Raw genomic sequence first — 13,482 nt, forward strand, 5'->3', positions numbered from 1 at the left:
TCAGCCTGAAGCAGGAACCGCGCCCTATCAAGGGACGACCTCGTGGAAGCCACCAGCCCCAGCACAAAAGCCTAGCTCATGACAAGCCGTATCTCAGTAAAGCTGAGCCAGGTCGGCGGCTTCGGGTTGTCCGGCACGAGTGCAGGAAACGAATGGTCAGATTCGCCAGCCGAGCATGAGGCTTCATGGCCCGTCCTCCAGGACCGTTGTTTTGTCCAAGTCACCCCAACAAAAGCGGCCGCCCAAGCAAGGGCTTGGGGCCGTTCCGCGTGCAAGCCCGCCAGACGGATCGCATCTGCGAGGCCATACTCACACTCAGGCCAACCCTGCCCGGACAAGCAGGGCCGCCGGATCGGGGTCGCGGCCCATGAAGTCGCGGAAGAGTTTGGCTGGGTCTTCGCTGTTGCCTTTGCTGAGGACTTTGTCGCGGAAGTCACGGCCGACTTTGTTGTTCAGAACTCCTTCTTTCTGGAAGCGGGTGAAGGCGTCGGCATCGAGCACCTCGGCCCATTTGTAGCTGTAGTAACCGGCGGCGTAGCCCACGGGACTGCTGAAGAGATGACTGAAGCGGCGGGCCATCGAGGGATTCTCGGTCTTCATTGGCATGAGGTAGTCGCTGATGATCTGCCGGCTGAGCTGATCCAGGTCAGCGCCCTCGGTGGTGGCGTGGCGGATGTGGAATTCGAGGTCGAGTTTGCCAAAGGCGAGCTGGCGCATGATGTCGCTAGCGCTTCGGTAGTTTTTGGCGGCGACGATCTTTTTGAAGAGCTTCGCTGGGATGGCCTCGCCAGTCACATGATGACGGGCAAAGAGATCGAGGCTCTCGCGCTCCCAGCAGAAGTTCTCCATGATCTGCGAGGGCAGCTCGACGAAGTCCCAATAGACGCTGACGCCATTAAGGGAGGGGATTTCGACGTTGCCACAAAGCTGATGCAGGAGGTGACCGAACTCATGGAAGACGGTGCAGACTTCATCGTGCGTGAGCAGTGCTGGCTTGCCATCCACGGGCGGGGTCATGTTCCCGCAAATAAGGCCGAGGTGCAGGCGGCGGTCGCGCTCGCCATAGGGTGGCACGCCCATGCGGAGGTAGTTCATCCAGGCACCGCCGCGCTTCGAGTCGCGGGGATGCCAGTCGGCGTAGAAGGAGCCGATGTGGACATCCTTCTCGTTGCGCACTTCATAAAACTTTACTTCCGGGTGCCAGACTTCGACGGGGCCTTCCTGCGTGGACTGAGTGCTGGCCGTGCTGGCCGTGCTGGGTTCGCCGACGGGCACATGAACGACCTGACGCGGTGTGATGCGGAGGTCGAAGACCTTCTCCGCGAGATCGAACATGCCTTTCAAAACACGGTCGAGCGGGAAGTAAGGGCGCAACTCCTCCTCATCAAAGTCGAACTCGGACTTCCGCTGCTTTTCCGACCAGAAGGCGACTTCCCAGGGTTGGAGAAGGTCGGCATGTTGTCCCATCCCGTCAGCTTTGAACTCCTGAAGCTGGATGGTTTCGCGCTGGAAAGCTGAGGCGACTTTGGCGTGCAGGTTCTCAGTGAAGGCGAGTGCATTGGTTCCGTTCTTCGCCATGCGCTGCTGGAGCACGAGATCGGCGAAGTCTTTTTTGCCAAGGAGCTGGGCCTTCTCGTGGCGGAGACGGAGGATCTTCCAGACGAGGTCGGTGTTGTCGTGCTTCTCACCACGACCAATACCCGTGGTGCCTTCCCAGACAGCTCGGCGGAGGCTTTCGTCGTCGGCGTATTCCATGACCGGGATCATGGACGGTGCCTTCAGTGTGAAGCGATACTGCGGAGCCTCATCCGTGCCGAGCCCCTTCGCTGCGGCATCGGCCTTTGCGGCATCAATGGCAGTCTGCGGCAGGCCTTTGAGACGCTCGAGATCAGTAACGATGAGTTCCCAGGCGTTCGTGGAGTCGAGCACGTTCTCGGAGTACTTCTGCGTGGCTTGAGAGAGCTCGGATTCGAGTTCTTCGAGGCGCTTCTTTTTGTCTGGCGGCAGATCTGCACCGGCCTGGCGGAAGCTTTCCATCGTCTCATTCAGCGCCCGCTTCTTCACGGGCGGCAGGCTGCGGGCTTCCTCGGTCTTGCTGTAAGTCTCCAGCAGATCCCAGAGGTGATCATTGAGCGGGATCTTGGCAAAGAAAGAGCTGACCTGCGGCAGCATGGCGTTGTGGGCTTCGCGAAGAGCGGGGGAATTGCACAACGAGTCGAGGTGCGTCACGAGTCCCCAGCTTTCATTCAGCGCACGCGTGGCTTCATCGAGCGCGAGTACCACGGTGTCGAAGTTCATCTTGCCACGATCCTGCTCGCAGACGCGATTGATGGCAGCTTCGGCATCCTGGAGAGACTGGGTGATGTCTGCCTGGATGTGGCTTGGATCGAGCGTGGACCAACGGATATGGAAATCCTGCGTGAGGAATGGTGAGGCCATGGTTTGGGGAGGGCGGGCGCGGAGTATGGCGGTGGCGGCGCGGGTGGCAAATGGGAATCAGTCCTCCGTGCTTGCTCTGAAAGCCTCTTTGTCCCAGTCTCGTTCTTTCCCGCTCATGTCCACCCCCGCCACTCCTGTCTCTCCCACCGCGCAACGCGGTTACATCGCTGCCCTTGTCGCCGCTTTCCTCGGCTGGCTCTTTGATGGATTTGAAATGGGATTGTTCCCGCTGATCGGCAAGCCTGCGCTCCAGGACATGCTGCCTGACTCGACCGCCGCCGTGCAGGGGCAGTGGTTCACGGTGATCATCGCCATCTTCCTGGTGGGCGCAGCGACGGGTGGAGTGCTGTTCGGCTGGCTCGGCGACAAGCTGGGCCGGGTAAAGGCCATGGCGCTGGCCATCTTCACCTTTGCCATCTTCACCGGGCTGTGCGCCTTCGTGACAGAAGCCTGGCAGTTCGCCGGACTGCGCTTCGTCGCCTCGCTCGGCATGGGTGGCGAGTGGGCTCTCGGTGTGGCTCTGGTGAATGAAATCTGGGGTGGCAAGAACCGCGCATGGATCGCCGGCATGATCGGTGCGGCGTCCAATGTGGGCTTCCTGCTGACGGGAGTGCTCAGCCTGTATTTGAATGCCAGCCTGGAAACAATCACCCAGTGGATCAGCGCCATCGGCATCAGCCAGGAGACAGCGGATTACCTGCTGCACAATCGCGGCTGGCGCCTGCTCGCGGTGAGCGGTGCGGCTCCTGCCTTGATCAACTTCTTCATTTTGATTTTCGTCCCGGAATCCCACAAGTGGGAAGAGGAGAAGAAGTCGGGCACGACCTCGCACTGGGCCACGAAGGATCTCCTCGGCATCCTGGTCGCTGCCGTTGCCGCCCTCTGCATCATCACCGTCTGGACACCGCAGGTGCTGGAAAAGATTGGCAATGGGGTGGCTCTGCCCGTGACCTTCCTCGGTCTCGCGATCGCTTTATGGGGCTACCTGCATCCGGTGCGCAGCTACATGACGCGCGCCCAGGCTGGCGGCAGTGTGCAGATCGCCGAGCGTGCGTTCATCATGAAGAGTCTGCTGATCGGTGCAGGACTCGCCGCCGTGGCTCTGATGGGCACTTGGGGCTCGGCACAGCAGGCCGCCAAGTGGGCCTCCTTCCTCTCCCCTGACGGCACGAAGTCGAACATCATCGAGTACGTCGTGATCGCCACGGCGCTGGGTGCCATCCTCGTCACGCTGCTCACCCCCCTGGTGGCGGACAAGCTCGGACGCCGGATCACTTACTTCCTTCTTTGCGTGCTGGCGCTGGGCTCCGCGTTCGTGTTCTTCCAGACAAACCATTCCTACACTGGCTCCGGCATGCCCGTGTGGCTGATGACGAGCGCCTTCCTGCTCGGCGGTCTCACTGCTTCGTTCTACGGCTTCTTCCCGCTCTATTTCCCGGAACTCTTCCCCACCAGCGTGCGTGCCACGGGACAGGGCTTCTGCTTCAATTTCGGACGCCTTATCGCTGCGATCGGCTCGCTTCAGTTCGTGAATCTTATGAGCATGTTCGGCTCGGCCAAAGTAACGGAACTCGAAGGCGAAGCACGCCGACTCATGCAGCTCCAGGTCGAAGCCAATGCCTTCTCCGTGCTGTCCTGCATCTATGTTGTCGGCATGGTACTGATCTGGTTCGCACCAGAAACAAAGGGCAAAAGCCTTCAATAAAGGCGAACTTTCGAGCCACTCAGGCCAGATTCACTTCGACCTCGACGTGCATCGCCTGAGTGGCGTTCATCGGGCCGTCGAACTGGCCGGTCAGTGGCGCAGCGTCTGAGTAATCGCAACCGGTGGCGATCTTGATGTGGCGCTCGTCCGAGAGAGTGTTGTTCGTCGGATCAAGGCCGTACCAGCCTTTGCCGGGCACGAAGACCTCGCACCAGGCGTGAGTGGCCTGGGCACCGCGCAGATGATTACCGGGGCCGTTGTAAAGATACCCGCTGACGTAGCGAGCCGGGATGCCGAGCGAGCGGCACATGCCGATCATGACATGGGAGAAGTCCTGGCACACGCCCTGACGGTTCATCATGACCTCGCGCATGTGGGTGGACACGTGGGTCGTGTTCGGCGCGTAGGTCCAGTTCGTGTTGATATGGCTCATGATGGCCACGGAGGTTTCGAAAACATCATCGCTGGCGGCTTTCACATCGAGCGCCTCCTTCCAGACCTCGCGGTTGATATCGACGTAGGTGCTGCTTTTCATCAACGGCCCGAGGAGATCGTCTTCGAGCAATTTCAGGCTATCAAAGCTAACCCCAACAGGCTTTCCCTGCGAGTACTGGCTGCTGGTCTGCACCGTGATCTGCGCCTCAATGCTAAGGCCACTGTGCGGCTCGGCGATGTCGAACCAGTGGACGTAGTTCATCCAGTCATCACGGTAATGCTGGAGACGCACGGGAGGCTGCACATTCAGCAGGAAGAACTCCATGCGGGTCGCGTCATCCGTGGCGGGATGCAGGCGCACCTCATTGTGGCTGTCTCGCACGGGAGAACGATACACGTAACGAGTACGATGGAAGATGCGGAGGCGCATGGGCGGTTCTCAGTTCGCTGTTCTCGGTTGTTCACGGAACAGCTCTATTTCATGGACTAGATCCCGTCCGCAGAAAACGGCGGACAGAGAGCTGGGAACCAGGAACTCATTGTTGTTGCTGCTGCATTTGCAAATCCGCTCCGGCGAAAGTGTGGAAGGCACCATGCGCGAGGACGGGAGTAGGCGAGGCGATCTCAGAATCTGCTGGAGCTGCATCCGAGTAGCGAACGAAGGTCTCGTAGATGGTCTGGCCGATGTCGTTGAGCTTCTCCTGAAGGCGGTCGATGTATTCGTGCAGCCCCTCTTTGAGCACGTCCGGCATCGTGATGTAGGCGATGTCTGCGCGCAGGCGGCCACAGGCACGGATGGGCGACTTCATGTCATCGAGTCTGCCGCTTCCGCAGAGGGCGGTGAGGGTGTTATGCAGTGCCTCGACACACCAGGCGACTGAGCGCGGGAAGGTCTCGTCGAGGAGCAGGTATTCGATGATTTTGACGGGGTCGAGCTTGTTGCTGCTGTAAGCCTGGAAGGCATGCCAGGCAGAGCAGGAACGCAGCAGAGCAGCCCAGCGCAGCGGACGCGCGAGAGGGCTGGGCGGCATGTCGAGCGAGATGGCGGAGCAGGTGTCGATAAGGCGGCTGGTCTTGTCCGCACGCTCGATGCACATGCCAAGGCGCAGGAAATACCAGATCTCATCTCGGGGAGTCGTCGATGAGGCGATGCCCTGGAACTGATAGGAAGCGATCAGCACCTTTTCATAGAAGGCGGCACTTTGATACCGATGCATGGCCGCTGCTTCTGGTGATTCGAGGAAGAGGCGAAGACTGTTGATGCACTCCCACATTTCATCGGAGATCTGGTCTCGGATCGTGCGGGCATTTTCACGCGCCGTGCGGACGCAGTTGAGAATGCAGTTCGGGTTCTTCGGGCTCAGTGCCAGGAAGTCCGCCACGGTGGCTCCTTCGGCCTCGGGATGCGCGGCGAAGTACACTTCTTCATCACCCGTGGTCATGAGGAGCGGCCCCCAGAACTGGGATTCATCCGCAGCCTCTGCCCCGGCATCGAGGAGGAGGTCCTGCGTGGATAAGAGCAGGCGGGCGAGGTTTTCGGCACGCTCCATGTAGCGTGCCATCCAGTAGATGCTGTCTGCGACTCGGCTTAGCATGATCTAAAAAAGGTGAAAGGGATGATTCTGGCGTGGTTGATCTGGCTTCACTCGTCGTCCCAAAGGACCCAGGTGTCTTTGCTTCCGCCGCCCTGGGAGGAGTTCACCACGAGGGAGCCTTTCTTCAAGGCCACCCGCGTGAGACCGCCGGGCACCACTCGGACGCGGTCGCCATAGAGGACGTAGGGTCGGAGATCGATGTGGCGGCCTTCGAAGTGATCGCCCTGGAAGACAGGATGACGTGATAGCTGAAGCACCGGCTGAGCGATGTAGTTTCGCGGATTCGCAGCGATGCGTTTCGCAAACTCGTCCTGTTCTTCCTTTGTGCTGTGCGGACCCATGAGCATGCCGTAGCCTCCGGATTCGTTCACAGCTTTGACCACAAGGTTTGGCAGGTTGTCGAGGATGTAGCCACACTCCTTCGGATCAACCCCGAGGTAGGTGGGCACGTTCGGCAGGATGGGGTCCTGATCGAGGTAGTATTTGATCATCTTCGGCACGAGGGCATACACCGCCTTGTCATCCGCGACGCCGGTGCCGATAGAGTTCGCCAAAGCGACGTGACCCTGCTGATAAGCGCTGACGAGGCCGGGCACGCCGAGGAGAGAGTCTTTGCGGAAAACGAGCGGATCGAGGAAGTCATCATCGATGCGGCGATAGATGACATGCACCTGCTGAAGACCGTTTGTGGTGCGCATGAAGACGCGGCCATTTTTCAGGATCAAATCTCGCCCTTCGACGATGGGCACGCCCATCTGCTTGGCGAGGTAGCAATGTTCGAAATAGGCGCTGTTAAACACACCCGGCGTGAGCACGACGATGTTCGGATCGATCACGCCCGGAGGCGCCAGATGGGCCAGTGTCTCGCGCAGCATGGAGCCGTAGGCATCCACAGGACGCACGGGCAGGCTCTGGAGCAGACCGGGGAAGGTGCGCTTCATCGCGTTGCGATTTTCGAGCATGTAGCTGGCACCGGAGGGGCAGCGACCATTGTCTTCGAGCACGAAGTATTCGCCTTTGTCATCACGCACGAGATCCGTGCCGCAGATGTGGATGTAGATGCCGTGAGGGACTTTGATGCCCTTGAACTCGGGGCGGTAATGACTGGCGGAGAGCACCAGCTCCGCAGGCACTACTTTGTCAGCCAGGATCTGCTGGCCGTGATACACGTCATTGAGGAAAAGATTCAGCGCCGTGATGCGCTGGATCAACCCAGCCTCCACGCGCTCCCATTCCTTGTGCGGGATGATACGCGGCATGAGGTCGAACGGGAAGATTCGCTCCGTGCCCTGGTCATCGCCATAGACGGTGAAAGTTACGCCCTGGCGGAGGAAGACAGCATCCGCCGTGCGTTGGCGGGCGGCGTACTCAGATGGGGTGAGTGTGCCGATGCTGTCCATGATGCTCTCGTAGTGCCCACGTGGTTCGTGGGCTGCGGAGAACATTTCATCAAAAAAGCTACCTGGTTGGTAGTCGTCGAATAACGAAGACATACTTACCTATAGAGCAGAGCGCGTGCCAGAATGCGAAACCTGATTTCTCAGATCTTGCGTTCAAGCATCCACGGGCTCCACATCCACCCCGACGGTGACGGTGTGATCTCCACCACCCGTGATGATCCCGCGCACAGGACTGACGTCGGAAAAGTCACGCCCCAGGGCCACGGTGATGTGGTCAAGCGAGGTGAAGCAGTTGTTGGTAGGATCAATGTCCACCCAGCCGAAACCAGGCACAAAGCATGACACCCAGGCATGGGATGCATCCACACCGACGAGGCGCGGTTTCCCAGCCGGCGGGCGTGTGCGCAGATAGCCGCTGACGTAGCGTGCGGGCAGCCCCATGGCACGCAGACTGGCGATGGCGAGGTGCGCGAAGTCCTGACAGACGCCGCGCTTTTTTTCCAGCACTTCGTCCAGCGGTGTGCTGATGGTGGTGGCCTTCGGATCAAAGGCAAATTCACCATGAATGCGGCCGCTCAAATCGGCCACGGCAGCCAGCAGAGGGCGGCCTTTCTTAAAACTTGGCTGGGCAAACTCACGCAGCGGCATCTCATGCACCAGCAGCGGACTGCGGAAGACGAACTGGCATGGGTCCAGCAAATCCACCGGCACGGGATCACAGAACAAAGCCGCCACCTCCTCCCACGGAGGTGTCTGTGCAGGATCTGGCTGAAGCACGGGTGAGAGTGTGACGAAGCTGTGGGAGATGACATCGAAACGCGTGTGCAACTTTTGAATCGAGAAGCATGAAACAAGATTGCCGAAGGAGTCGGTGTGCTCAGTCAGTAGATCGGGTTCGGGGTCAAACGCGAGGTGATAGGCGTGGCAGCGCTGTGTGTCTGTGACACGCGGATGCAGCCGTGCCGCGTGATGGGAGACGGCCACCGGCTCACTGTACCTGTAGGTGGTGCGATGCGTGATGCGGTAGTTCATCGCGAGGGTGAAATGGGTTCAACCGCGGCCGTGGAGTCACTGCTGCTGATGGTGGAATGAGCAAAGTAGGCTGCGGTCAGCGCATCATTCAGAGACGGCATCGCTTCGATGAGCTGGGTCAGCAGCTTCGCCACCTGGGACTGTGCCCAGGTCCCGGCCTCGACTCGGGCGAGCTCCGTGGGATCGCAGAGCTGCAGTCTGGTATTGCTCTCCAAAAGCACACGCTTGGCCGGCGTCAGAAGGGCGGAGTTCTGCTCATGTGGCAGGTGCTCGAACTGCTGATCAATGCGCTCAAACTGAAAGCGCAGTCCGCGTGGGTTCAATTCATCGAGCATGAGCAGGTCATACACGGCGGCGAGCTGCGGTAGAAGACTGTAGCGATTGCGATACGTGATGGTGCTGTCACCCACTTCGAGGATGGCTTCCAGGAGGCTCGGGTTCTCTGCATCCGTGCTGCGCAGACCAGCGAGGAGGAGCTCACAGATATACACGGTGCGCTCGATGCGGTGCCCCATGTCCAGAAACATCCATCCCTGTGCGCGGGTCATGTTTTCCTTCGCCAAACCGTGGAAGGAAGCGAGTTCGAGGATGATGCGCGTGAGTACGTTCAGCGCGTCCGACATTGGCGTGACGCTCGGCGTGTTGTCGAAGGTATCGAGCGCATCGCTGAGCTGGCTGATGACTCGCCAGGTATCTACGGAGATACGATCCCGCAGCAGCACGCCGATCCGCTGGATGTGCTGAACGCTGGAGCGGATGCTCGCAGGATGTTCTGGATCAAAGATGGCTTGCAGCAGGCGCGCCTCGAGCTGCTCCTGCTGAGCGGCGAGCAGCGATACTTCGGGCACTTTTTCCAGCACACCGAGACTCTTCAGAGCCTCCAGCAGAGGCAGCAGCAGCGGTGTCTCGCTCATGCCACTCTCCGGTGAGCAACGCAGCAGCGTGGAGCGCAGCAGACGTGCCGCAGACTCCGCGCGCTCAGCGTAGCGTCCGAGCCAGTAGAGATGATTGGCCACACGACTGCCGAGATTGTGTCCCACACGCCGCAGTTCCACCGGCGTTCGGGTGGAGGAGAGCAGCGTGATGTTTTCCACCGGGCCATCACTGATCACCCAGGTGTCCTTGCTGCTGCCACCTTTCTGCATGGAGACCAGCGGTGACTCCAAACTCGCCGCCACCCGCGTGAGAGCGCCGGGCATGACCATGTAGCCGTCTTTGGTAGCAATGAGATAGACTCGAACGCTGATCGGCTTGTGCACCAGACGTCCATCCTGCCAGGCTGGCGTCGTGGAGAAGGTGATTTGCTCCTGTGCCGTCCACCGGTCCGGGGCAAAGCGCATCCGCTCCAATAGCTTGGCACGCTCGGCAGAGGAAAGATGGGAACCAAAGTGAACCTCGCGTCCACGTACGCGAAAGGCGCTCTTGATGACGAGACGGTCGATATTCTTTTCCACCTCACCTCTTGGGCGCTCCTGTCCGCACCACCAGGTCGCCACGGAAGGCATGAGCAGGTTTTCACCGAGCAATTTGCGGCTCAGGATGGGCAGGAAGGCCATCAAGGCAGGGGCCTCGACGAGACCGGACCCAAGTGCATTGGCCAGGGCGACATTGCCCGCCCGCACGGCGCGCACGAGGCCGGGCACGCCGAGCATGGAGTCATTTCGCAACTCCAGAGGGTCGCAGAAATCATCATCCACTCGGCGTAAGATCACATCCACCGGCTCCAAGCCGCTGAGCGTCTTCAAATAGACCCGGTCATCGCGCACGGTGAGGTCTTCACCCTCGACCAGCGTGTAGCCGAGGTAACGCGCCAGATACGCCTGCTCAAAATAGGTCTCGTTGTAAGGTCCGGGCGTCAGCAGCACGACTCGCGGCTCAGCCACCGGCCGACGAGCCAGAGCAGAGAGAGATTGCTGCATCTGGCGGAAGAAGCCCGCAAGCCTGCGCACGCGTGCATCACGAAAGACATCCGGCAGCAAGCGCGAGGTGATGAGCCGGTTCTCCAGAGCGTAGCCCGCGCCTGTAGGGATCTGCGTGCGGTCGGCGATCACCCACCACCGTCCGTCAGGAGAGCGGGCAATGTCTGCCCCATAGATTTGCAGAGGCTTCTCATCAGGCAGCTTGATGCCATGGCAGGGCCGAAGATAAGCAGGCTGCGCTAGTACGAGCGCCGCTGGCATGTCACCTTTGCGGATGAGTTCCTGCGGGCCGTAACTGTCCACGAGAATCTTGTTCAGCAAGGTGGCACGCTGGATCAACGCCTTTTCGATGCCTTCCCACTCGCGGGAGGAGATGACAAAGGGGACCGGGTCCATCTGCCAGGGCGTGTCCATGCCCTGCTCGCCGTCATAGACATTGAAAGTCACCCCGCGTTCCGCCAGCAGTCGGCGGGCCGTGTCGGAGAGGCGCTTCACCCCAGGCGTGTCACGTCGCTGGAGGTCCGCGATGACCGGTTCATAATGTGCTCGCACCTTTCCCGCTGCATCACGCAGCTCATTGTAGTGACCGTGGGAGTGGGCGATGTCCAGACGTGGAACCTCAGCCCTTGGAGAGGATAGCGAAACCGGGGGCGTGGTGCTTTGCGATTGGAAGATCAATTCGAGGTTGGAAATTGGGGGTCGGTTGAAGCGCGGACATTAGGGACTCGTGCGCGCCGGCGCATCCATTTTTTGTGCATTTCACGCAAGGTTTATGCCAGTTCGCAGGTGGAGACGTCCGACTTTTAGACGAGCTCAGAGCCCCGCATCATTTAATATGAAAGACCTCGAAACGTCGTGTGGTGGTCGTGCCGGGGCCGCAGGCGAAGGCTTAGAACGCGTTTTAATACTCTTTTAACGCCTCATACCCTGCCCTTAACTCGGCAGGATCGGCGGAGTAGGCATCATGGGCGTGGATCAACATCCCTACCCCATGAACGACCTCATCTACCTCGGCATCACCGTCGCCTTCTTCGTCATCAGCGGGCTTTACGCCAACGGCTGCGAAACCCTCTAACCGCCCGCCACCATGGAAACACTCCTCGTCGGGCTCATCGCCCTCGCCCTGCTCGCCTACCTGACGGTGGCGATGCTGCGTCCTGAAAAATTCTAACTCACCCTCCATGCACTCCACTGACTGGCTTCAATTCGCCCTCTTCCTCGGGCTGCTCACGCTGATCACCAAGCCGCTGGGCCTTTATCTCGTCCAGGTGCTCGATGCCAATGGCCGCACCTGGCTTGATCTGATCCTGAAACCGGTCGAAAAGCTCACCTACAAGCTCCTCGGTGTCGATCCACAGCGCGAGCAGGGCTGGAAGCAATACACCTTTGCCATGCTGGCCTTCAGTTTGGTGGGCGTGGCGTTCACCTATGCGATCCTGCGTTTGCAGGATGTGCTGCCGTGGAATCCGCAGGGGCTGCCCGCTTTGAGCCATCACCTGGCCTTCAACACCGCCGTGAGCTTCACGACGAACACCAACTGGCAGAGCTACGGCGGCGAGAGCACGCTGTCCTACTTCTCGCAGATGGTGGGGCTGACGTTTCACAACTTCGTCTCCGCCGCCACCGGCATCGCGATTGCGGCGGCACTCGTTCGTGGCATCGCCCGCAGTTCGGTGAAAACGCTCGGCAACTTCTGGGTCGATCTCACTCGCACCACTTACTATCTGCTCCTGCCTTTGTGCGCGGTGTTCGCGATCTTCCTCGTTTCGCAGGGCATGATACAAAACTTCGACGCTTACACGAAAGCGACGACGCTCGAAGGAGCGGAGCAAGTGATCGCGCAGGGTCCCATGGCCTCGCAGGTCGCCATCAAGATGCTCGGCACGAACGGCGGCGGCTTTGTGAATGCGAACGCGGCGCATCCCTTCGAGAATCCGACACCGCTGTCGAACTTCATCCAGATGCTTTCAATCTTCGCGATTGGGAGCGGATTAACCTACTACCTCGGCCGCATGGTGAAGAACCAAGCGCATGGCTGGGCCGTTTGGGCGGCGATGATGGTGCTCTTTGTCGGCGGCGTGCTCGTTTGCGCTCACTTTGAGGCCGCAGGCAATCCGATCCATCAGCAGCTCGGCATCGCCGCTGCGGATGGCAACATGGAGGGCAAGGAAGTGCGCTTTGGCATCTTCAATTCATCCCTCTTTGCCACCATCACCACCGCCGCCTCCTGCGGTGCGGTGAACTCGATGCACGACTCGTTCACCGCCATCGGCGGACTCGTGCCGCTGTTCATGATCGAGCTGGGCGAAGTCGTCATCGGCGGTGTCGGTGCCGGGTTGTATGGCATGCTCGTGTTTGTCATCCTCGCGGTGTTCATCGCCGGGCTCATGGTGGGCCGCACGCCGGAGTATCTCGGTAAGAAGATCCAGGCCAAGGAGGTGAAGCTCGCCATGCTCACGCTCCTCGTGCTCACCGCCAGCATCCTCGGCTTCACCGCGTGGGCTTGCGTGAGCGATTGGGGCATCGCAGGCCTCAACAACAGCGGCCCACACGGCTTTAGCGAGATGCTCTACGCCTACAGCTCCGCCACTGGAAACAATGGCAGCGCCTTCGCTGGTCTCACCGCCAACACGCCGATGTATAACACCACGCTCGCCTTCGCGATGCTCATCGGCCGCTTCCTCATGATCGTGCCCATCATGGCGCTCGCAGGCTCACTTGCGGACAAACAAGCCTCGCCACCGAGCGCCGGCACCTTCCCGGTCAATGGCGCGACGTTCACCTTCCTGCTCATCGGCACCGTATTGCTCATCGGCGCGCTCAATTTCCTCCCTGCTCTCGCCCTCGGCCCCATCGTCGAGCACTTCCTCACGGCCCAGGGCAAACTGTTCTGAATGTGGTCCGCACAGTCCTCTGTGCGGCACGAACGACCCACCACTCCAAACCCCGCATAGAGG

Annotated in this window: 9 protein-coding genes; 3 read left to right on the forward strand and 6 right to left on the reverse strand. The window is 60.1% G+C overall.

The annotated features are described in order from the left end of the window. Positions 1-315: 315 nt before the first annotated feature. Complete coding sequence (locus AC6FTP_RS06675; RefSeq protein ID WP_497206128.1) at positions 316-2,439, reverse strand: M3 family metallopeptidase; 2,124 nt, start codon at positions 2,437-2,439, stop codon at positions 316-318. 115 nt (positions 2,440-2,554) lie between these two features. Between AC6FTP_RS06675 and AC6FTP_RS06680 the strand changes: the two genes are divergently transcribed. Continuing rightward, positions 2,555-4,144, forward strand: a complete 1,590-nt coding sequence (locus AC6FTP_RS06680) for an MFS transporter (protein WP_497206129.1) — start codon at positions 2,555-2,557, stop codon at positions 4,142-4,144. Between the two features lie 19 nt (positions 4,145-4,163). Here AC6FTP_RS06680 and AC6FTP_RS06685 read toward each other — a convergent pair whose 3' ends face one another. The 5 genes from AC6FTP_RS06685 to AC6FTP_RS06705 form a co-directional block, all read right to left on the reverse strand. Continuing rightward, positions 4,164-5,009, reverse strand: a complete 846-nt coding sequence (locus tag AC6FTP_RS06685) for a transglutaminase family protein (protein ID WP_497206130.1) — start codon at positions 5,007-5,009, stop codon at positions 4,164-4,166. A gap of 106 nt (positions 5,010-5,115) precedes the next feature. Continuing rightward, positions 5,116-6,174: an alpha-E domain-containing protein gene (locus tag AC6FTP_RS06690; RefSeq protein WP_497206131.1), complete on the reverse strand. Its 1,059-nt coding sequence runs from the start codon at positions 6,172-6,174 to the stop codon at positions 5,116-5,118. A 47-nt stretch (positions 6,175-6,221) separates the two neighbouring features. Beyond that, on the reverse strand, positions 6,222-7,667 hold the full coding sequence (locus AC6FTP_RS06695) for a circularly permuted type 2 ATP-grasp protein (RefSeq protein WP_497206132.1): 1,446 nt from the start codon (positions 7,665-7,667) through the stop codon (positions 6,222-6,224). Positions 7,668-7,727: 60 nt separating this feature from the next. Beyond that, positions 7,728-8,606 carry a transglutaminase family protein gene (locus tag AC6FTP_RS06700; protein ID WP_497206133.1) on the reverse strand — a complete coding sequence of 293 codons (879 nt, stop codon included), beginning with the start codon at positions 8,604-8,606 and terminating at the stop codon, positions 7,728-7,730. Next, entirely contained in the window at positions 8,603-11,020 is a 2,418-nt protein-coding gene (locus AC6FTP_RS06705) for a circularly permuted type 2 ATP-grasp protein (protein ID WP_497206134.1), read from the reverse strand. Before AC6FTP_RS06705 ends, AC6FTP_RS06700 begins: the two co-directional genes overlap by 4 nt. A 592-nt stretch (positions 11,021-11,612) precedes the next feature. Here AC6FTP_RS06705 and kdpF point away from each other — a divergent pair. Both kdpF and kdpA read left to right on the forward strand, forming a co-directional pair. After that, the gene (kdpF, locus tag AC6FTP_RS06710) at positions 11,613-11,696 is read left to right on the forward strand and encodes a K(+)-transporting ATPase subunit F (protein WP_497206145.1); all 84 of its coding nucleotides are present in this window, start codon (positions 11,613-11,615) and stop codon (positions 11,694-11,696) included. A gap of 10 nt (positions 11,697-11,706) precedes the next feature. After that, positions 11,707-13,419 carry a potassium-transporting ATPase subunit KdpA gene (gene kdpA / locus AC6FTP_RS06715; protein WP_497206135.1) on the forward strand — a complete coding sequence of 571 codons (1,713 nt, stop codon included), beginning with the start codon at positions 11,707-11,709 and terminating at the stop codon, positions 13,417-13,419. Positions 13,420-13,482 lie beyond the last annotated feature (63 nt).

The sequence above is a fragment of the Prosthecobacter sp. genome (assembly GCF_044378005.1).
Lineage (GTDB): Bacteria > Verrucomicrobiota > Verrucomicrobiia > Verrucomicrobiales > Verrucomicrobiaceae > Prosthecobacter.

What these genes read in the sequence shown, in the direction of transcription:
- kdpF (WP_497206145.1), top strand. Translation starts at nt 11,613, where the DNA reads ATGGAAACACTCCTCGTCGGGCTCATCGCCCTCGCCCTGCTCGCCTAC.
- AC6FTP_RS06690 (WP_497206131.1), bottom strand. Translation starts at nt 6,174, where the DNA reads ATGCTAAGCCGAGTCGCAGACAGCATCTACTGGATGGCACGCTACATG.
- AC6FTP_RS06695 (WP_497206132.1), bottom strand. Translation starts at nt 7,667, where the DNA reads ATGTCTTCGTTATTCGACGACTACCAACCAGGTAGCTTTTTTGATGAA.
- kdpA (WP_497206135.1), top strand. Translation starts at nt 11,707, where the DNA reads ATGCACTCCACTGACTGGCTTCAATTCGCCCTCTTCCTCGGGCTGCTC.
- AC6FTP_RS06680 (WP_497206129.1), top strand. Translation starts at nt 2,555, where the DNA reads ATGTCCACCCCCGCCACTCCTGTCTCTCCCACCGCGCAACGCGGTTAC.
- AC6FTP_RS06685 (WP_497206130.1), bottom strand. Translation starts at nt 5,009, where the DNA reads ATGCGCCTCCGCATCTTCCATCGTACTCGTTACGTGTATCGTTCTCCC.
- AC6FTP_RS06700 (WP_497206133.1), bottom strand. Translation starts at nt 8,606, where the DNA reads ATGAACTACCGCATCACGCATCGCACCACCTACAGGTACAGTGAGCCG.
- AC6FTP_RS06675 (WP_497206128.1), bottom strand. Translation starts at nt 2,439, where the DNA reads ATGGCCTCACCATTCCTCACGCAGGATTTCCATATCCGTTGGTCCACG.